Here is a 20,194-nt window from a genome sequence, read left to right as displayed (position 1 = left end):
CAAATTATTCCCTGTTCAGGTATTGCCTGATACTTGTACAGCCTTCCTGACGATAGGACTTATCAGCCAGCTCCATAACGATTCCCAGTGCCTCTTCATATCCTGAAGCAATTCCTATGATTTCCGGACATTGGGCAAACAGAACCTTTTGCTTCAACATATCTGCCGGAAAAATCTCCAGTTGATTCTTTTCATTCTGTGCATAGGTTATGAGATAAATTCCGGGAAGCAGTTTGCCTTTTTCTACGTGATGCCTGATTTTATGTTCTCTCTTTTTTGCATTATCCCCAACGTATAGATTTTTATACCACCTGATCATCTATTCATACCACCTTTAAGAAAAAAACAGAGCCGTCGCAATCACTACAACAGCTCTTTTTTTATATGCTTTAGTAATATTTTCGGCTGCCCCACAGATTTGCTTTTTTTAAATCCAGATATTCATTGTAGGCCATCTCCAGAATCTGTCGTTCATTAGAAAATTTCAGCAGGTGATAGGCTTCGTGATACTTATAATACCCCGAATCCAGAAAATATTCTTCCCTTTGAGGCTTACTGTAATAGCTGTTTGCCATCATAAGATACCAATGCACATCCTTTGCAACAGTATCCTCCGGTACATTAAAACTGTACTGACTCTTCCCGACATATTTTATTATGGATGCATGGACACCGGTTTCTTCAAGTACTTCACGTATTGCTGTCTCTTTATATTCTTCTCCAGCCTCTACGGTACCCTTCGGCAGTACCCAGCCATCATACTTATTCCTGTAACTTTTGTATAACAACAGAATTTTGCCCCGATATATTACTACGCCGCCGCAGCTTGTTGCTTCAATCATTGCAATTCCTCCAAGCGTAGTTTTAACTGTTAACAGTATACCTCTTTTTCATTTTGGGTGCAACTAAATTTATATCGGGTCTATGACAATCCAAAATAAGTTCCAAAAATTCTTTTCGCAATCGGTACGGCAACCGAACTTCCGGAACCGGCACTTTCAGCGATTACACATACAACAATATCATCTTTCCCTGTATCGGAAAATCCAACAAACCAGGAGTGGGTTTCCTGTGTCATGTCGCCATGTTCTGCGGAACCGGTCTTTCCGGCAATGGAGATTCCCAGATCATTTAATTTCCCTCCCGTTCCGTTTTGAACGACTCCCTTCATCAATTCTTTCAACTGTGCCGCCTCAGAAGAAGGCATGAGAGTCTTAAACTGTTTTGGAGTGTTTGCTCTTACCTCTGTCCCCGTATGATTTTCTATCCGCTTTACAAAGTTTGGTGTCATAGCAACACCGTCATTTGCCACCGCTCCGGCAATCATCGCAAGATGGACCGGTGTCATGGTGGTATTACCCTGACCGATAGAAGTTTGCATCGTCAGTGGTCTTGGGGTAGTATTATCCATACTGAATCCGCTCTTGCTGGACGGAAGCTGTAATCCGAATTTATCTCCAAAAGAAAGGCGTTTTGCCAGATTATCAAATTTATTTTTATCCAGGCCTAAGCCTATCTCAGCAAAAGCACAGTTACAGGAATTTGCAAATGCATCTGCAAACGTCTCCTGACCGTGAACCGCATTTCCCGCGCAATGTACTGTATAGTCATCATATGTCAGCTCACCCTTACAGTCAAAAGTAAATCCGTCAAAACTTCCGTTCTGCTCCAGGTATGCCAGTGCAGTTATAATCTTAAAAGTAGAACCAGGAGGATAAAGTCCCTGAAGCGCCCGGTTTAAAAGCGGACTGTTGTCTTCATCTGTACTTAGGTTTTCCCAGTCTTCAGATACCCGGTTGGGATTGAAGTCAGGTTTGCTTACATCCACAAGGACGTTACCGGTGGAGGTATCCATGACAATGACGGCACCCTTATAATCTCCGAGTGCATCATATGCCACCTGCTGCAGATTGGAATTCAGGGTTGTAACCAATGTGTCACCGATATTTTTCTGATTTTTGAATTCATTTTCCACCTGCTCCAGCGGACTCGCATGAGAAGTCAGAAGAGAGATCCCTTCCGAGGCCTCCAAACCACTTTTCCCATTCGTATTATAACCGACTACATGTGCAAACACCCGGTCAAAAGGATAAACTCTGGATTCATTTCCTTCTCCGTCCACGTTAGTTCTGGCCAATACAGCCCCGTCAGAGGAGATAATATTCCCCCGCACCACATGTTCCTGGTAGGTCTTCACCCTTTTGTTGTATGGGCTTGTCTGATAGTCCTCCCTCAGATATACATTAAAATACACCAGATAGCCAATCAGGGAGAGGAATATGGCCACAAAAAAATAGGAAACAATCAGGTACTGCCTACCAATGAAGGCTTTTTTCTGTTTGCTCTGCAATCCTTTTTTCGAGGTCGTCTGTCTGCTTTGTTTTATTTTGGTGCCTGTCTTTTGGGGGCTTTTGGTTCCTTCTTTTTTTCGACCGTTTTTCAAGTTCTTCTCCTTCATTTTCATCCTCTCTTAAGATATATAATCCCTGTATGATTGCCAGCATGATAATGGTACACATCACTGAACTCCCGCCATAGCTTATCAGGGGAAGTGTGATGCCGGTCATCGGTATGAATTTCGTGGTTCCGCCGATGGTAAGGAATACCTGAATCGCATATTCCGCACCAAGTCCAATTGCAATCAGCCGGTAAAAGGATTTACTCATCTTCATGGATATATTTACAATCAGAAGAAAAGTACTCATACATAATAAAATAAGGCAGATACCAAAAATAACTCCAAACTCCTCACAGATTGCCGCAAAAGTAAAATCCTTCGTTGCAATCGGAATCGTATGCGGCGCCCCTTTGAAAAGTCCGGTTCCAAACCATCCTCCTGCGCATATGCCGAACAGCGACTGGACAATCTGATATCCGCTGTTTGCATAATCCTCAAAGGGATCCCTCCAGATTTTGACTCTCTGACGTACATGTCCGAACAGAAAATACGCTGCCACTGACGCGATACTTAAACCTCCAAATCCGGCAAAGGCATATCTTGCCTTCTGTGTTCCCACATAGACGATAACCAGATAGGCTACAAAGAAAACCAGTGCAGTGCCCAGATCCTTTGAAAGCACCAGGATTCCCACATGTAAGGCAGCAACAACGGAGGTTTTAATAACCTGCTTCAGGGAGATATCCTCCTGCAGCATCCCCGCCATAAAGAAAACAAAGGTGATTTTTACGAACTCGGAGAACTGAAATGTCACACCGCCTATGGTGATTGACAATTTGGATCCCCGGCTGGCCACAGCAAGAACCAGTACACCACCGAGTAAAAGAAGGCCAAGAACCGCATAGAGCCAGGTCAGGTCTCTTACCATCTTTACCTTTCGTATAAAAACAGGTATTAAAAATGACAATGCCGTTGAGATTGCCACAATCTGAAACTGCTTAATTGCATTCTCAATCTTCAGCCGGCTTAAGATGATAAAACCAATAGATAAAAGCATGCACATATTATTAAGAAGATTTAAGGATGCTTTTTTATATATCACACGGTACAGCATCTGAACAAGGAGAATATACAGCAGAACACATCCATACATAACGATCATCTGCACATCCTCTGATTTAAGGAACATTACAAAAAATGCCAGAAAATCAAAGGTCAGTATAATGATGATCTGCCTTCTCATGATACTTTTCCTCGCAGACTCCTTTTTCTTTTTCAGAACCAAAAAAGAATCCAGCGTAAAAGCTATCATCAGAATAACTAATAAGTATTTTGATATTTCTACAATAACATTAACCATACTATCCTCTATTCTATCCCTCGTTTAAAGTGTCCTTTGGTATAGGAACCTTCATAGTTAAAATCAGAATCGTTTAAAAACCTGTCCAGATATAATCGGGATATTTCCTGTGTTGTTTGATAATCCTCTGTTGTGAATGACAGACGTAAAGATGCCATGCCCAGGCTTTTCACTTCTCTTGCTTCCTTTAGCAGAACCAGAGGTACGCTGTTATAGATTATATTATAACATGGATTGCAGCAGCATTGTACGGTAAATTCTTTCTTGTATCGGTCCTTCATCTTCAGAATTTCATTCTTTCTGGTACAGCCGGACATATTTTTTTTCATGCACTGTGCAGAAACCATCATCGGCAGATATCCATAGACAATCATCTCGCTTTGCCCGTTCCATCGTTCTTTTAGCTCTTTATCATTCAATTCAAGAGGGGCAGTATCAGCGGCTGCACCCTGCTCTTTCCAGAATAGGCGGGAGGCCTCATTCATCGTATATAAATTGTAGTCCAAAATAGCATAGTTCTTTAGCTCGTGCTGTTTCAGCATCGCAAATGATTCCAAATTCCGTATCAGATAACCGCTCAGCCCTTCTTTAATCAGCAATTCCAGATAAGGTTCCATATAGGATAACTCCCCTTCCCGGACTACGTGAGGAAGAGCCAGATACACCTTCTTATCCAAAGACTTCAGATGGTTGATAACTTCTGATACCTGCTGCCTGAAGTTCTCCGGCTCAAACATTCCATGTCCAAGATAGAGCGTGGAGATTCCCTCCGTCCGAAGAAGTGCACCTAACTGCTCCCTATTTTCCACAGAAGCCGTAAGTCTTACTTCCTGCTTCCTCTGCTGTGGTTTTACAATATCTTTTTCGCCCTCAGGATTCCGGCATAGTCTCCGGTAACCTTTTAAAATCTCCTGTTCAAGCAGATGCAGACCTTCTCTTCGAATCTCATTCAGAAACTGCATGGGTACAAACACATTTTCACCGGCAAAGATATCCAGATGTTCGAAACAGAAATGCATATCTCCTGTCTTTTTCAGCTGTCTTTCTATACGTTCCACAGTAAGCGGCTGATTTTGCGCTGTCTGAACTCCCTCTTTTTCCACCGTAACCACATTATCACCATCATATAGGGTCAGTATAGCAGGCGTATCTGAATAAATCGTAAAGGAAGCCTTAATTTTTCTTTGCAGTTTAAGGTTCCTGTACTGTTCATTGATGCGTTCATATACCTGTTCCCTGCTCCGGCTTTCTCTGGCCGTCTGCTTCAAACCTTCATTTTTTTTATTCTTCAAAGCCATCATGCTTCTTCCATTACGCACTTGATAGTAACCTTTATTAAACCCATCGCGATTGTAGATGGCGGCCAACTCCTCCAAATCCCTACGTTCCACATGATAATTCCCGGGAGTTTCCAGCCAGAGATCCAGATATTTTCTATAGATGCCTATTACACCAGCGGTATAAGCCGGTTTTTTCATACGGCCTTCTACTTTCAGGGAAATAGCTCCAGCCTCCAAAATCGAAGGCAGCAGTTCCAGTGTACACATATCTTTAGGGCTTAACAGGTATGCATCCTGTGTTCCGTTTAAAATTCCGGCCTTATCTCTGACCTGATAGGGTAATCTGCAGGGCTGGGCACAGCGTCCTCTGTTACCGCTTCTGCCCCCTATAAGGCTGCTTAACAGACATTGTCCGGAATAACTGTAGCAAAGCGCTCCATGTATAAAGGTTTCAATCTCCAGATTTGTAGATTGACGGATACTGCTGATTTCCTGAAGCGATAATTCCCGGGCAGTAACAATCCTTGTCACTCCCTGCTCTTCCAGAAACTTCGCCCCATAAGGCCCTGTTATAGTCATCTGTGTACTGCAGTGAATATGAAGATCCGGAAACCACTTTCTAATCCGGCGCAGAACACCATAATCCTGTACAATTACCGCATCCAGTCCGGCCTCGTAATAGGGCTTCAAATATTTATATAATTCCAACTCAAGTTCTTTTTCTTTCAGCAGCGTATTGACGGTCAGGTAAATCTTTTTTCCATATACATGTACCTCATCGATGGCACGGCACAGACTGGTTTCATCCAGGTTTTCAGCATAAGCCCTTGCGCCGAATCTGGAACCACCGATGTAAACAGCATCTGCTCCTGCTGTTAATGCTGCCTGTAAAGCTTCATAAGACCCTGCCGGCGCCAATAATTCTGGTTTCATCTTCTTTTTCTCCCATATTGCAGACATCATAGACTGCATGACTAAAGAAGGGGAATAGCTCGCGCAATCCCCCATGTTTTCAAATTATTTTAATAGTTCATCCAGTTCACCATTCAGTTCATCAATTTTAAGATTCAGCTCATCCTTTTCTTTTTGCAGCTTTTCTATCGCAAGCTTTGCTTTATCAAGCTGGATCTGAGCCACAATCAAATCATTCTTAATATCGTAAGATTCTTTATCTTTGGCCTCTATATCTTCCTCCAGGGACTCCGCCTGATTTTTAGCCTTGAAGTAATCGTCTGCAATATTCAGGCTTAAAAGCGTATGCCTTGTTTCGGGACTCTGCCTGCTATAACCCGGAAGCTCTGATAATTCCGAAATTTTCGAGTTAAGATAGGACGCTACCCTCTGGAGATACTCTTCACTTTCATATCCACTTAATGTGATAATTTTTCCATCAATTAACACCTTCGTCGTATTCTTCGCTGACATATGGTACTCCTTTATCCTTTTGCTTCTGCGCCTATTTTTCGTCAGGGCCGGCCAAATGCAGCCCCAGGTGATGGTAAGCCAGAGAGGTTACGGCACGTCCTCTGGGCGTGCGGTTTAAAAAACCGTTTTTGATCAGATACGGCTCATAGACGTCTTCAATTGTTCCGGAGTCTTCACCAACAGCCGCCGCCAATGTATCCAGGCCTACGGGGCCACCCTGAAACTTATCAATAATGGTTGTAAGTAAAGTCCTGTCTGTTGCATCCAGTCCATACTTGTCCACCTCCAGCAGATCGAGAGCAAAGGATGCCACCTCTTTTGTGATTTTTCCGTCATACTTTACCTGGGCAAAATCTCTGACTCTGCGAAGGATCCGATTTGCCAGACGCGGGGTTCCTCTGGAGCGTTTTGCCATCTCCATGGCACCTTTTGCATCCACCTCCACATCCAGAATGGCTGCTGAATGCATGATAATCGTCTGCAGTTCATCAACTGTATAAAATTCCAGATGATGTATGACCCCGAAGCGGTCCCTTAAGGGAGCAGTCAAAAGCCCCGCTCTGGTGGTTGCTCCAACCAAAGTAAATTTTGGAAGATCCAGCCGTATGGAACGGGCCGAAGATCCTTTCCCGATCATAATATCAATCGCAAAATCTTCCATTGCCGGATAAAGCACTTCTTCCACCTGCCGGTTCAGCCGGTGAATTTCATCCACAAACAGAACATCTCCCTCCTGAAGATTATTTAAAATCGCTGCCATCTCTCCCGGCTTTTCAATAGCCGGTCCGGAGGTCACCTTCATATGAGTTCCCATCTCATTCGCAATAATTCCGGCCAGCGTTGTTTTCCCAAGTCCCGGAGGACCATAAAACAGAACATGGTCCAGCACGTCTTCCCTTTGCTTTGCTGCCTCTATAAAAATCTTCAGATTTTCCTTTGTTTTTTCCTGCCCGATATAATCTTTCAGATATTGAGGTCTTAAGCTTCCCTCTGTCCTGACATCCTCTTCGATCATATCGGTCGTTACGATACTTCGCTGCATGAAAACTCCTATCCTTATGATTACCGTTGTATAAAACACTACATGATATACTTCAAAGCCGCTTTCAGCATGGCTTCCGAATCCATGTCATCCCGTGGCTCCACCTTTCTCACAGCCTGAAAGGCCTCTGTATTGGAATAGCCCAGAGCGACCAAAGCCTGTACCGCATCCCTTGCCACATCCTTTACATCCTCACCCGAATTATATTCCCCGGTGTTGGATAGTTTTTGTTCAAATGCATCCTCCAGAGAAAATTTATCCTTTAACTCCAGAATCACCTTCTGGGCAGTTTTCTTACCAATGCCCGGTGCTTTACTTATTGCAGCCGTATCATCCGAGAGCACGGCAAACCTCAGCTCATCGGCTGTAATACCGGACAAGATTCCCAAAGCTGCCTTGGGTCCTATACCATTTACATTCAGCAGAAGACGAAACACATGCAAATCATCCCTGCTCAAAAAGCCATAAAGCTGCATAGCATCTTCTTTGACGTGGAGATAGGTATAGACCTTCACCTCAGTCCCCTTGCGAAGCTGTCCGTCCAATAAACCTCCGGGGACAAAAACCTGAAACCCCATGCCTCCCTGTTCAATAATCAGACTTCCTTCCTCAACTTCATCCACTATCCCACGTATATAACTAATCATGTTTACATAACCTCTTTATGTTAACTTAAATGCTTCTCATACATTTTCTCATACATTTTTTCATACTTTTTTATCATAACATAGGTAGGAGCCAAATGCAATTTCAAATCTGCTCCATCCGGATACAATCTCTGGGGCATACTTCTCTGCACCGGCCGCAGCCGGTGCAAAGTGCATAGTCAATCCGGGCCAGCTGATTTTTTACTCTTATTGCACCGGATGGACAGTTCTTCTCACATTTTCCGCATCCGATGCATCCGGTATCACAGGCATCCGTCACCGATTTTCCTTTTTCCTTTGAAGCACAGGCTACGTGATAATCGGAGCCTTCATATGGAACCATCTCTATCAGTTGATTGGGACAGACTTTCGCACAGAGGCCGCAGGCTTTACAGTTCTCACCATTCACCACCGCCACCCCTTCTGTAACATGGATTGCATCAAAAGCACATACTCTCACGCAGGAACCATACCCCATGCAGCCGGCAGAACAGCGTTTCCTTCCGCCGCCGGGAAGAAATTGCATGAAGGTACAGTCCTTTACTCCTGCATAAATATAATCTGAACGTGTATGACTGCAGTCCCCACTACACCGGACGTAGGCCCTCATTCTCACCCTGTCTGATACTTCCTGCCCCATGATTCTGCCAATTTCCTTTGCCACGGCCGCACCCCCTACGGGGCAGACCGTTGCCGGAGCATCTCCCTTTACAATCGCGGCTGCTGCTCCGTCACAACCGGGAAATCCACATCCGCCGCAGTTGTTTCCGGGCAGCGCTCCCCTTACCAGAGTCTCTCTTTCATCTGCCTTCACCGCAAACTTCTTACCGGCTGCTCCTAAAAGCAGACCAATCAATAAGCCTGCTCCACCCAGAACCAATACCGATTCAAGTATAACCATTACGCTCATTTCTCCTCCTATATGATTCCTGCAAAACCGCAGAATGCAATCGACATCAGCATTGCGGTCAGCAGCACAATTGGCATTCCCTGAAAGGATCTTGGGACATCGTTATATTCCATCTTCTCCCTGAGCCCTGCCATCAGGACAATAGAAAGAGTAAAGCCCACTGCAGAAGCAAATCCGTTGACAGTCCCCTCCAAGACACTATAGTTCTTTTGTACGTTGATAATTGCCACACCGAGAACTGCGCAGTTTGTTGTGATTAAAGGAAGATATACACCCAGTGCACGATATAGGGAAGGAAGTCCTTTCTTCAGGAACATCTCCACAATCTGAACCAATGCAGCGATGACCAGTATAAACACAATTGTCTTCAGGTACTCCATCCCCGTCTTCACTAATATATATTTGTAAATCAGGCCTGTTCCAAAGGAGGACAAGGTAAGTACAAAAATAACTGCGGTACCCATACCTGCAGCGGTGCCTATCTTTTTTGAGACGCCAAGGAATGGACACAGACCCAGAAACTGGCTTAAAACAACGTTGTTGACTAAGGCTGCTCCGACTGCAATGATAACTAATTCCTTCATCCGGCATTCCCTCCCTGTTGTTTATTTTCCGCACATCCGCTTTTTCCGCAGCAGCCGCAGCCTTCGCAGGTGGGTGTAGCTGCCGCTCCCTTATCCCCTACACGGTTTTTTATCTTGTTTTGCAATGCGATCAGTAACGCGAGGACAAAGAATGCACCAGGCGACATGATGAAGATTGTTACCGGTTCATACACATCAGGAAGGATATGGAAACCCAGAATCCTCCCCGTACCAAACAATTCCCGTATAGTTCCGATGAAAAACAGTGCCATGGTAAATCCCAGTCCCATCCCAAGGCCATCAAAAACCGATGGAACGATCGGATTTTTTCCGGCATATGCCTCCGCCCGGCCCATGATAATGCAATTTACGACGATTAAAGGTATGTATAGACCCAGTGCGCTGTATAATCCCGGCAGATATGCCTTCAAAAGAAATTCCACGATTGTCACAAAGGAGGCTATAACACCGATATAGGCCGGCATGCGGACACCGTCAGGAATGACTTTTCGCAGCATGGAAATCATCAAATTGGAGGCAATAAGTATCACGGTCGTTGTCAGACCCATGCCGATACCATTTGAAGCTGAAGTGGTCACCGCCAATGTGGGGCACATCCCGATCATCATGACAAAGGTAGGATTCTCTTTAATTATACCGTTATACAGACGCTCAGCAGGTGAGTTTATATTCAAAATTCAATACCTCCTTCTTTTATTAACTGAAATACGACCAAGCCTGCATTTACTCCATTGGTAACTGCATTCGTGGTAATTGTTGCACCACTGATGGCATCTATCTCGTCTTTCGACTGGGACGTTGTCTTACTGTAGTGAAAGGATGTCACCTGTTTATCTTTAAACTGATCCTTAAAGTCCTTTGTATTAGCATTCATCCCAAGTCCTGCCGTTTCATCTATATGAATAAATGAGATACCACCGGTAGTTCCATCTTCACCAACACCCATGGTGAACTGGATATCTCCTTTATAGCCTTCTTTCGAAGTCACCGTAATCACATAACCTGCCGGATTCCCGGATTCGTCATAAGCTTTTGCTGCTCCATCAACAGTTTCCGACTGAAAACCGGCAGCATCCAGAGCTTTCCTGATTGCTTTCTCCTGCCCGGAGATATTCAGATTCTTAAATCTGACGGCGTTTGGCGATACCTCTTCCCATGCATCTGTTCTGGTTTTCTCCTCCTGCTTTGCGATCGGAGCCTTCGTCACTTCGTAAACCACACCAAGAAGTAATCCGATGATTACAGTAATGACGGTCAAAGCCGCAGCTTCTTTGAGAATTTTATTCATACCACCTTTCCCCCTTTCCGCTTTTGAACTCCAAAGCCTGATGGAAGGGTAAGACGCTCAATGACCGGCACGCAAACATTCGAAAGTATGATTGCAAACGAGACACCTTCTGCCGAAGCACCAAACTTTCTGAATATACCTGTCAAAATTCCCAAAAGAATCCCAAAGACGTACTGACCTTTTATAGTAATTGGTCTTGTTACATAATCCGTAGCCATGAACCATGCTCCAAGCATCAGTCCGCCTCCGCAAAGCTCCGCAGCCACAAGCGGCAGATCAAATCTACCAAGCACCAGATAAAACAGAGCAAAAGTACCCAGATATGTGAGCGGGATGCGCAGATCGATGACCCTCGCAGCAACAAGAAAAATACCTCCAAACAGCAGAAGAAGAACTGAGGTTTCTCCTATTGTGCCTCTTGTATTGCCTAAAAACATGCTAAGCAAATCATACGAACCTCCCGAACGTATCGCTGCAAGCGGCGTCGCGGAAGATACCGCATCCACACTCTGTGTTACAGAAGATATCATATCTACAATCTTCCCTTCGGCCCTCTCACTGACTGAAAAGTCTGTCATCTTCGCCGGAAATGAAAGTAATAGAAAACATCTTGCCGCAAGTGCAGGATTCATGAAATTTTGGCCCAGCCCTCCAAATACCTGTTTCACGATCAGAATTGCAAACACACCTCCAATGACTGGAATCCACCATGGTACGGCTGCAGACAAATTCAGGGCAAGCAAAAGTCCGGTAACCATGGCACTTCCATCTCCAATGGTATTTGGTTTATGCATCAGGCGTTCATAGAGAAACTCTGTCAGCACGCAAGTTCCCACCGACAGAATTATAATTTTAAGTGCCGGAACCCCAAAAAGATAAATCCCCATAACAGATGAGGGTACTAAAGCAATCAGAACCAGAAACATGATTGTATCTGTCCTGACTTCAGACCTGACATGTGGCGAAGAGGAAACATGTAATAAATCATTCATAGTATTCAGTCCTGACCTTTCTTCTGCTTTGACAGCAGTAGTTTTCTCATCGACCGTATGGACTGGGTCAGCTGGCGTTTCGCGGGACAGACATAGCTGCAGCATCCACATTCACAGCATTCCATACCATGGTATTTCAAAAAATTTTCTTCGTCCCCGCGGTCCGAAAACGCTGCGAGCCGGGCAGGAATGATCTGTCCGGGACAAGCCGCCACACATCTGCCGCAATTTATACAGGCGGAAGGGGCATTCTCCGCAACCTGATCTTTTTTGCAGGCAACAATGGCCGAAGATGTTTTCACTACGGGAACATTCAGCATAAATAATGCATTGCCCATCATAGGGCCTCCGGCAATTATCTTTTCCGGATTCCCTGTAAATCCGCCTGCCTGCTCCACAACCTCTTCAATCAGCATACCTATGGGCACCCGGAAATTCTGTGGTGTTTTTACAGCATCTCCTGTTACCGTTATATCTCTTTCCAACACCGGTTTTCCCTGCAAAACTGCCTCTTCCACGGCCACAACGGTATCTACATTATCTACGATACATCCAACATCGGCCGGAAGCATGGAAGAATTAATTTTCCTTCCCGTAACGGCATGAATCAGCATTCGCTCTGCGCCCTGCGGATATTTCGTGCGCAGAAGCTTCACTTCCAGATTGGTCTTTCTGCATAAAGGTTCCAGCATCCTGGCACAATCCATCTTATTGTCTTCAATGCAGATATAGCCCTTAGCTTTTGGGAAAAGTTTCAGGATTATACGGAGTCCTTCTACAATCTTCTCCGGTTCCTCCAGCATTCTTCTGTAATCGCTGGTCAGATATGGCTCACATTCTGCTCCATTTACTAATATGTACTCAATTTTTCCCGGATTCTCAGGTGACAGCTTTACATGTGTGGGGAATCCTGCTCCGCCCATTCCGACGATTCCTGCATCCCGAATACGGCTCAGAATTTTTTCTTTGTTCAAGGTATCAAAATCTTCTGCCGGAGGATACTCCACCTCTTCCATAAGTTTATCGTTGGCTACCACAATACAATCTGCACTGGTTCCGGATGGCATCCACATCCTCTGTATTCCAACGACGGTACCTGATACAGATGCATGCAGCGGTGCGGATACGTAGCCTCCTGCTTTTGCAAGCATCTGTCCGCGCAGTACATGATCTCCCTTGTGAACCAGTGGCACAGCCGGGGCTCCAATCTGCTGTGCCAGCGAATAGTACAAATTGTCTCCTGCATGAAGCGTTCTGACAGCACAACCCTTTGTGAGCTCTTTTCCATCATATGGATGAATACCGCCGTGAAAAGTAAACAAACCCATTCCTTTATCTCCTCCCGAATGATACTATTTCTCCGTCTCTTCTTTTTTCCGCCTTTTAAACCGCTTACTGAGACCCAGATGGGGGTAAGCTTTTATATATCTCTTCGTAATTCTGTCCAAAGATTTTTGATTCTTTACAAGTGTATTAATAAACCGGTCAAATCTTTCCATATATTCATCTTTACGTTCAAGTAGGGATTCCTTCTTATCCGAACTCTCTTCAAGAAATCTGTCCAGGTAGTCTGATAGGTGTTCCTTGCGTTCTTCAAAGTAAGTCAAGATCCGCTCAGCAGAAGTTTCATGGTACAGTGCAGTTGTTTTTTTCTTCATAGCAGCTGCCGACTCTGCTAACCGGGAATTTTGAAGATACTCTAAAAACTCATCCCAAGTCTTATCCAGATTAGCAAGCTTGTCTTTGATTTGGAATGCTACGAATGAGGACATTCCAAAGTCCACACAATACACCATGGTTATCAAATTGATCGCTGCTTCTCCATATCTTCTGGGATACAGACTTACAATCCAATCTACAAAAGGCTGGAAAACATAGAACAGAACCAACGCAAAAAAACCCCAGCCAATAGAGCTTCCAAGACAGATTCTTCCCCGGAAGTTGAATTTTTTGTCACTGTAATCCCACCAGTTTGTATGAAAAATAGCTTCCATCAGAGTTCCTGTAGCATATTCCAACACAGTGGCAACCACCGCTCCTCCAAAATACAAAGCTATAAAACTATAGTCGAAAGGTTTTAAAAAAAGGTATACAGACACTGCACCGCATCCGTATATGGTCAGTACAGGTCCTGATACGAAACCGCGATTGACCAGTTTATGACTTTTCAGGGATACAAAACTGCTTTCCCATATCCATCCTATAAAGCTGTAGATCCAAAACCAATTTAAAATGTGATAGAAATCAAAACCAAGTAGATTCCAGTCCAGCATCTGGCTGCTTAACATACGTACCCTCTCCTCTTTTCTTTATTTTCATGTAAAGATGTGGTATCATATTATAACATATTAAGGAGGAGGATGCCATGATTACTGAAAAAATACAGTTGAACATATATAACAAAACAGTCCTTCCATTTCTTGAAGAACAAAAGAATTCTATTTTCTTTGACATCGAAACGACCGGTTTATACTGGAAAAGGTCACACCTTTATCTGATTGGAGTAATCTACTACGAGGAAAACCATTGGATTTTACAACAGTGGTTTTTGGACCGTCCCACAGAAGAACCCTTACTCCTTACGGAATTCGCCGCGATCTGTCAGGGAAGAAGCCGCGTGATACATTACAATGGAAACGGATTTGATATTCCATACCTTCAACATAAATATAATTTCTACCAGCAGAGCAATCCACTGGCTTCTTTGAAAAGCCTGGATCTTTACAGAAAGGCAAAACCATTTCAAAATCTGTTCGGTCTCACCTCCGTAAAACAGAAGGATGTGGAATGTTTTCTTAAGATTCGCCGCACAGATACCAAAACCGGCGGTGACTTGATACAGGTGTATGAAGATTATCTGGAAACAAAGGACACCACTCTGCTTTCCGTACTTCTGCAGCATAATCGTGACGATACTGAAGGACTTGTACGACTTCTCTCCGTCTTAAGCTACGAACGTATACGTGAAGGTGATTTTACAATCAACAGTGCCAACCTAAGCGGTTATACACTTACACTGACGCTGGTTCTTAAGGTAACAGTCCCAATTCCCGTATCTTTTCACAATTTATGCTTTTCGCTCCGGATGACAGAAAATCAGGGAATCCTTCAAATTTTCGGATACAGGGGAACAATGAAACATTTTTTCCCGGACTATAAGAATTATTACTACCTGCCTTTAGAAGATCAGGCAATACATAAGAGTATAGGAATTTTTGTGGACAGTGCGCACAGAGAGAAAGCAAAGGCCGCAAATTGTTACCAGAAAACACAAGGAATCTTCCTCCCACAGCCCAAAGAGCGGTTCAAGCCTGTCTTCTATGAAGCATATAAATCGAAGCCTGCATATTTTGCATATCAGGAATCCCTTCTTCAAGATATGCAGAGTCTGCATATATATACTTGCGATTTTTTATCTGAACTCTAAAAACGCACCCTGCAAAGCAAAGACAGGCACTCATCAGCAAAACCGATGGGTGCCTGTAGCTAATTAGCATTTAATAAAAATCACTTTCTTCTTCCGGTAATGATTCAAGAGCTTTCATGCTTAGAGAAATCTTCTTTTCCTCACCATTGAAATCAACTATCTTTGCAGTAATAATCTGGCCTACTGACAATGCATCAGAAGGTTTCTCAACATGCTCATGAGAAATCTGAGATACATGAAGGAGTGCATCTACACCCGGCTCCAGTTCAACAAAAGCGCCAAAGTCAGTCATACGAGCTACTTTTCCTTCTACCACATTGCCTGCCGCATATTTGTCAGCCGCTGTCAGCCATGGGTTTTCATCTTCAAACTTCAGGCTAAGGGCGATTTTACTTCCGTTAATGTCCTTAATTAATACTTTAATAGATTCTCCAACCTTAAATACTTTTTTAGGATTGTCCACGCGGCCCCAGGACATCTCAGAGATATGAAGAAGCCCGTCAGCACCGCCCAAATCAATAAAGGCGCCGAAGTCAGTGACATTCTTAATTGTACCCTCTACAATATCCCCCGGATGGATTCTTGCAAACAGTTCTTCCTGAAGCTTTTCTTTTTCAGCTACAATCAGCTGTTTTCTATCACCGATAATCCGTCTTCTTCTGGGATTGAACTCTGTGATTACAAATTCAATCTCCTGATCTGCATATTTCGTCAAATCCTTTTCATAAGAATCTGATACCAGGCTTGCGGGAATAAAAATCCTTGCCTCATCAATTACAACGCTCAAACCACCATTCAGCACCTGGGTGACTTTTGCTTTCAGTATTTCACGATTCTCAAATGCTTCTTCCAGCCTCTTATTGCCTTTCTCAGCGGCGAGTCTCTTATAGGTCAGAAGAACCTGTCCATCACCGTCATTTACCTTCAGTATCTTAACTTCCATCTTATCACCAGGTTTTGCAACATCTTTGAGGTCAATGCTCTGGTCATTGGAATACTCATTCTTTGTAAGAATTCCGTCGGCCTTATATCCGATATTAAGGATAATCTCATTCTCTTTAACGTCGATGACAGTACCTTCTACTACCTCTCCATTTCTGATTGTTTTAAATGACTCATCCAACATTTGTTCAAAACTTAATTCTGACATATCTTTTTGAACCTCCTCAATTATTTTATTTGGGGTGGAAGCCCCTGCTGTAATACCTACGTGACGAAATGATTGAAAAGGCTTTGAATCCAAATCAACGAGTGTCTCTATAAAGTAAGTATTTTTACATTCTTTTTTGCAAATTTCATATAGCTTCTGGGTATTGGAGCTGTGCTTTCCTCCGATGACAATCATGGCATCAACCCGCTCTGCTATCTTCCTTGCTTCCGTCTGTCTTTCTTCTGTAGCATTACAGATAGTATTTAAAACACTAATATCATACCTCTTTTTCGAGAACTTTTCAACTAATTCTTGAAATTTGTTGTAATTAAATGTCGTCTGTGATACGATACAAACCTTTCTACCACTTAAATCCGGTAGTTTTTCCAGGTCTTTCATATCTTCGACTACTGAAACCGGTCCACAGCACCATCCTTTGATTCCTTCTACTTCCGGATGTGTATCGTTGCCTATTATGATAATATATACACCCTCCCGGCTCTGTTTCTCCACAATCCGGTGAATTTTCTGAACATAGGGGCAGGTAGCATCCACGACTTCAAAACCCATATCCTGAATCTTTTCCTGTATCTCTTTTCCCACTCCATGGGAACGGATGACCACAATTCCCGGCTCAGACCTTTCCAGCTCTTCCAGCGTATGTATCACCTGTACGCCCCGCTCTTCCAGGTCATGAACTACCGTGTCATTGTGTATGATGGGGCCATACGTATATACCGGTCTGTCTTCGAGACCGGCACGTTCATATACCTCTTTCACAGCCCTTTTGACTCCAAAGCAAAAGCCTGCTGACTTTGCGGTAGTAACCTTCATTCAGCTGCACCTCTCTTTATAAATCTTCAAAATTGTATTCACGACTTCATCAACCGACATCTCGGAAGAGTCCAAAAGTACTGCGTCCGTGGCCTTAAGAAGCGGGGCATTTTCCCGGTTTATATCCTGAAAATCCCTGTCTTTTATATCCTGTTCAATCACATGGATATCCGGATTCATACCTTTCTTCACTAATTCCTGATATCTGCGATTGGCACGCGTATGAACGCTGGCTGTCAGATAAATCTTAATCTGCGCATCAGGCAGTACTGCTGTACCTATATCTCTTCCATCCATCACCACATTCTGCTGCATGGCCAGGTCCTGCTGTAAGTTTGTAAGCTTCTCCCTCACTGCTGTGTATCTGGCCACCGCCGAGGCGGCGTTACCTACTTCTTCTCCCCTGATCAGACCGGTGACATCCTCCTGATTTAAAACTACCTTCTGTTCTCCCCCCTCATATCTAATTGCGACATGAACAGATTCACAGGCCTCTGTCACAAGATGAGTATCCCTGGGATTGATTTTATTCCTGATCATATATAATGCCATGGCTCGATACATAGCCCCTGTATCCACATAGATAAAGGATAATTTCTCTGCCACTTTTTTCGCAATCGTGCTTTTGCCTGCCCCGGCCGGACCGTCTATCGCTATATTAATACTCATAATTCCTCCTGTATTCCCTGTACGGCTGCATATGCTGTTGACCAGGCAATCTGTAAATTAAATCCGCCCGTAAGCGCGTCCAGATCCAATACTTCACCGATTACATGCAGATGCCTGATTTTCTTCGATTCCATAGTAGAGGGATTGATCCCCCTGGTGTCTATGCCTCCCTGTGTAATGATTGCTTCCTCAAATCCCCTGGTTTTTAACAATGTCATAGGAAAGGCCTTAACCAATGCCACAAAGTCCTGTCTTTCTTCTTTTGTAATAACATTAACCTTTTTTTCAGACGGAATTCTTCCAAGCGCAAGCATCACAGGAACCAGTTTTGAAGGAAGCAGACCATGAATCACGCTCTTAAATTGCTTGTTCCTTCCCGCTTCAAAATCCCGCACCAGCCGTTGATCCAGTTGTTCGAATGAAAGAGCCGGTTTTAAATCTATAAAAGCTTTCAAAGCACCTTGTTCCAGTTTGTTTCCAATATAGGAGCTGGCTTTTAGAACCAGCGGCCCGCTGACACCAAAATGAGTAAATAGCAGTTCACCGAACTCCTCATATAACACCTTCTTATGATCCGAAATCTTTAAGGATACATTCCGCAGTGAAAGACCCTGAAGCATGGGAATATAGTCTTCCTTCACCGCAAGCGGTACTAAAGCCGGGCTCAAAGGTTTTACAGGTATTTGAAGCTCCTCTGCAATGCGATACCCATCCCCGTCAGATCCGGTTACCGGATAAGAACAGCCGCCGGCAGCCAGTATCAGACAGTCACCATGAACCTCGGTATTTCCCGACAGGCGGACACCATATGCCTTCTGTTCTTTTACAAGCACTTCCTCTACCCTGGTATTCAGATGGATTCTGACGCCCAGTTTCTTCATTCTCATCTCCAGGGAACGGATAATATCCGAACTGTGGTCAGAAGATGGAAAGACACGGTTTCCCCGTTCTATCTTTGTCCTGACTCCCAGACGTTCAAAGAATTCAATTGCAGCTTGATTGGTAAAGCCATAAAATGCACTATACAGAAACTTTGGGTTGGAAACAACATATTGAAAAAACTCCTCTGTTTCACAGGCATTGGTAAAATTGCAGCGCCCCTTTCCGGTAATAAAGAGCTTTCTGCCCAATTTCTCATTTTTTTCAAAAACCTGAACCTTATGACCCGCCTCAGCGGCAAATACTGCTGCTGCCATCCCGGCCGCTCCTCCGCCGATAATAATTACTTCAGCCATCTTCTTCCTCCGGTTTCTTTAAGCGTACCTTCACCTTTTCATCTATATAATTAATTTCATCATTGCTGTAAACCTGATATTCATCCCATATTTTTTCCATGGTTTCCAACGTATTCATCACTTCATCCTGCTTCTTCATACAGAGTGCTACGATCAGCGCATTAATCACACTTAAGGGAGCAACCAGGGAGTCCACAATAGAAGCCATGTCACTCCTTGCCAGCAGATTACAGGAGGAATACAGATTCATCGGCGAATGGATGCTGTCTGTCAGAGTAATTACCTTTGCATTCCTGTTGTTGGCAAATTCCATGGCTTTTAATGTCCGCATGGAATATCGGGGAAAACTGATGCCAATAATCACATCCTTACTATTGATTCTGATCATCTGCTCAAAAATTTCGCTTGAGCTGCTGGTATGCAGCAAACGCACATCATCAAAAATCAGATTCAGATAAAAGCTTAAGAATTGGGCAAGAGGTGCACAGCTTCTTATCCCCACAACATAGATGGTCTTTGCATGCAGAATTGTATCCACTGCCAGGCGAAATGAATCCCTATCCGTCTGTTCCAGTGTCATCTTGATCTTATCTATATCAGAATGAAGGACACTGTCCAGGATTTTTTCCTGGGGAATCCTCCCATAAGTCACTTCCAGTCTCTGGATGGAATTCAATTTGTTCCGAACCAGTTCCTCCAATGCCCTGTGAAATTCAGGAAATCCGTCATATCCCAGCTGCGTAGCAAACCGCACAGTGGTAGATTCACTTACTCCAACTTCTGCCCCCAGCTTCGCTGCCGTCATAAAGACCGCTTTATCATAATGATCTGATATAAAATCAGACAGACGCTTTTGCCCTTTACTTAATGAACCGTACTGCTGGTTCAGTCTGTTCAGAAGATTATCTGATTGTTCCATACTGAATTACCTC

The 20,194-nt window shown here is 43.9% G+C and carries 20 protein-coding genes; 1 reads left to right on the top strand and 19 read right to left on the bottom strand.

Features of this window, described 5'->3' with window-relative positions:
• Positions 1-4: 4 nt before the first annotated feature.
• From KNL20_RS06985 to KNL20_RS06915, 15 genes are all read right to left on the bottom strand, one after another.
• Positions 5-319 (bottom strand): hypothetical protein, encoded by a 315-nt coding sequence (locus tag KNL20_RS06985; protein ID WP_230399875.1) that lies wholly within the window; start codon positions 317-319, stop codon positions 5-7.
• 70 nt (positions 320-389) lie between these two features.
• On the bottom strand, positions 390-842 hold the full coding sequence (locus KNL20_RS06980) for an NUDIX hydrolase (RefSeq protein WP_230399874.1): 453 nt from the start codon (positions 840-842) through the stop codon (positions 390-392).
• 80 nt (positions 843-922) lie between these two features.
• Positions 923-2,254 (bottom strand): peptidoglycan D,D-transpeptidase FtsI family protein, encoded by a 1,332-nt coding sequence (locus tag KNL20_RS06975; RefSeq protein WP_230400061.1) that lies wholly within the window; start codon positions 2,252-2,254, stop codon positions 923-925.
• Between the two features lie 61 nt (positions 2,255-2,315).
• Positions 2,316-3,758 carry an FtsW/RodA/SpoVE family cell cycle protein gene (locus KNL20_RS06970; RefSeq protein WP_230399873.1) on the bottom strand — a complete coding sequence of 481 codons (1,443 nt, stop codon included), beginning with the start codon at positions 3,756-3,758 and terminating at the stop codon, positions 2,316-2,318.
• Positions 3,759-3,766: 8 nt separating this feature from the next.
• Positions 3,767-5,971, bottom strand: coding sequence for a U32 family peptidase (locus KNL20_RS06965; RefSeq protein WP_230399872.1), 2,205 nt, complete (start codon positions 5,969-5,971; stop codon positions 3,767-3,769).
• Positions 5,972-6,055: 84 nt separating this feature from the next.
• Positions 6,056-6,463, bottom strand: a complete 408-nt coding sequence (gene zapA / locus KNL20_RS06960; RefSeq protein WP_230399871.1) for a cell division protein ZapA — start codon at positions 6,461-6,463, stop codon at positions 6,056-6,058.
• A gap of 31 nt (positions 6,464-6,494) precedes the next feature.
• On the bottom strand, positions 6,495-7,505 hold the full coding sequence (gene ruvB, locus KNL20_RS06955) for a Holliday junction branch migration DNA helicase RuvB (protein WP_230399870.1): 1,011 nt from the start codon (positions 7,503-7,505) through the stop codon (positions 6,495-6,497).
• A 38-nt stretch (positions 7,506-7,543) separates the two neighbouring features.
• On the bottom strand, positions 7,544-8,152 hold the full coding sequence (ruvA, locus tag KNL20_RS06950) for a Holliday junction branch migration protein RuvA (RefSeq protein WP_230399869.1): 609 nt from the start codon (positions 8,150-8,152) through the stop codon (positions 7,544-7,546).
• 103 nt (positions 8,153-8,255) lie between these two features.
• Positions 8,256-9,062 (bottom strand): RnfABCDGE type electron transport complex subunit B, encoded by an 807-nt coding sequence (locus tag KNL20_RS06945; RefSeq protein ID WP_230399868.1) that lies wholly within the window; start codon positions 9,060-9,062, stop codon positions 8,256-8,258.
• 8 nt (positions 9,063-9,070) lie between these two features.
• The gene (locus tag KNL20_RS06940; protein ID WP_230399867.1) at positions 9,071-9,646 is read right to left on the bottom strand and encodes an electron transport complex protein RnfA; all 576 of its coding nucleotides are present in this window, start codon (positions 9,644-9,646) and stop codon (positions 9,071-9,073) included.
• On the bottom strand, positions 9,643-10,335 hold the full coding sequence (locus KNL20_RS06935; RefSeq protein ID WP_230400060.1) for an RnfABCDGE type electron transport complex subunit E: 693 nt from the start codon (positions 10,333-10,335) through the stop codon (positions 9,643-9,645). The genes KNL20_RS06940 and KNL20_RS06935 overlap by 4 nt, the downstream gene beginning before the upstream one ends.
• Before the next feature lie 2 nt (positions 10,336-10,337).
• Positions 10,338-10,955, bottom strand: coding sequence for an RnfABCDGE type electron transport complex subunit G (locus KNL20_RS06930; RefSeq protein ID WP_230399866.1), 618 nt, complete (start codon positions 10,953-10,955; stop codon positions 10,338-10,340).
• Positions 10,952-11,947, bottom strand: a complete 996-nt coding sequence (locus KNL20_RS06925; RefSeq protein WP_230399865.1) for an RnfABCDGE type electron transport complex subunit D — start codon at positions 11,945-11,947, stop codon at positions 10,952-10,954. Before KNL20_RS06925 ends, KNL20_RS06930 begins: the two co-directional genes overlap by 4 nt.
• Before the next feature lie 5 nt (positions 11,948-11,952).
• Positions 11,953-13,275, bottom strand: a complete 1,323-nt coding sequence (rsxC, locus tag KNL20_RS06920) for an electron transport complex subunit RsxC (RefSeq protein ID WP_230399864.1) — start codon at positions 13,273-13,275, stop codon at positions 11,953-11,955.
• A 24-nt stretch (positions 13,276-13,299) separates the two neighbouring features.
• Complete coding sequence (locus tag KNL20_RS06915) at positions 13,300-14,235, bottom strand: putative ABC transporter permease (RefSeq protein WP_230399863.1); 936 nt, start codon at positions 14,233-14,235, stop codon at positions 13,300-13,302.
• A gap of 77 nt (positions 14,236-14,312) precedes the next feature.
• Between KNL20_RS06915 and KNL20_RS06910 the strand changes: the two genes are divergently transcribed.
• Positions 14,313-15,374, top strand: coding sequence for a ribonuclease H-like domain-containing protein (locus KNL20_RS06910; protein WP_230399862.1), 1,062 nt, complete (start codon positions 14,313-14,315; stop codon positions 15,372-15,374).
• Positions 15,375-15,444: 70 nt separating this feature from the next.
• On the opposite strand, the gene KNL20_RS06905 is transcribed toward KNL20_RS06910, so the two are convergent.
• The 4 genes from KNL20_RS06905 to KNL20_RS06890 are packed head-to-tail and all read right to left on the bottom strand — an operon-like array spanning position 15,445 to position 20,181.
• On the bottom strand, positions 15,445-17,358 hold the full coding sequence (locus KNL20_RS06905) for a bifunctional 4-hydroxy-3-methylbut-2-enyl diphosphate reductase/30S ribosomal protein S1 (RefSeq protein WP_230399861.1): 1,914 nt from the start codon (positions 17,356-17,358) through the stop codon (positions 15,445-15,447).
• Entirely contained in the window at positions 17,359-18,030 is a 672-nt protein-coding gene (gene cmk / locus KNL20_RS06900) for a (d)CMP kinase (protein WP_230400059.1), read from the bottom strand.
• A complete protein-coding gene (locus KNL20_RS06895; protein WP_230399860.1) occupies positions 18,024-19,262 on the bottom strand; it encodes a BaiN/RdsA family NAD(P)/FAD-dependent oxidoreductase in 1,239 nt (412 codons plus the stop codon). The genes cmk and KNL20_RS06895 overlap by 7 nt, the downstream gene beginning before the upstream one ends.
• Positions 19,255-20,181, bottom strand: coding sequence for a MurR/RpiR family transcriptional regulator (locus KNL20_RS06890; protein ID WP_230399859.1), 927 nt, complete (start codon positions 20,179-20,181; stop codon positions 19,255-19,257). The genes KNL20_RS06895 and KNL20_RS06890 overlap by 8 nt, the downstream gene beginning before the upstream one ends.
• Positions 20,182-20,194: the final 13 nt, after the last annotated feature.

Source organism: Novisyntrophococcus fermenticellae (assembly GCF_018866245.1).
Lineage (GTDB): Bacteria > Bacillota > Clostridia > Lachnospirales > Lachnospiraceae > Novisyntrophococcus > Novisyntrophococcus fermenticellae.
The sequence above is the reverse complement of the archived record's forward strand: the minus strand, read 5'-3'. Positions and strand labels throughout refer to the sequence as shown.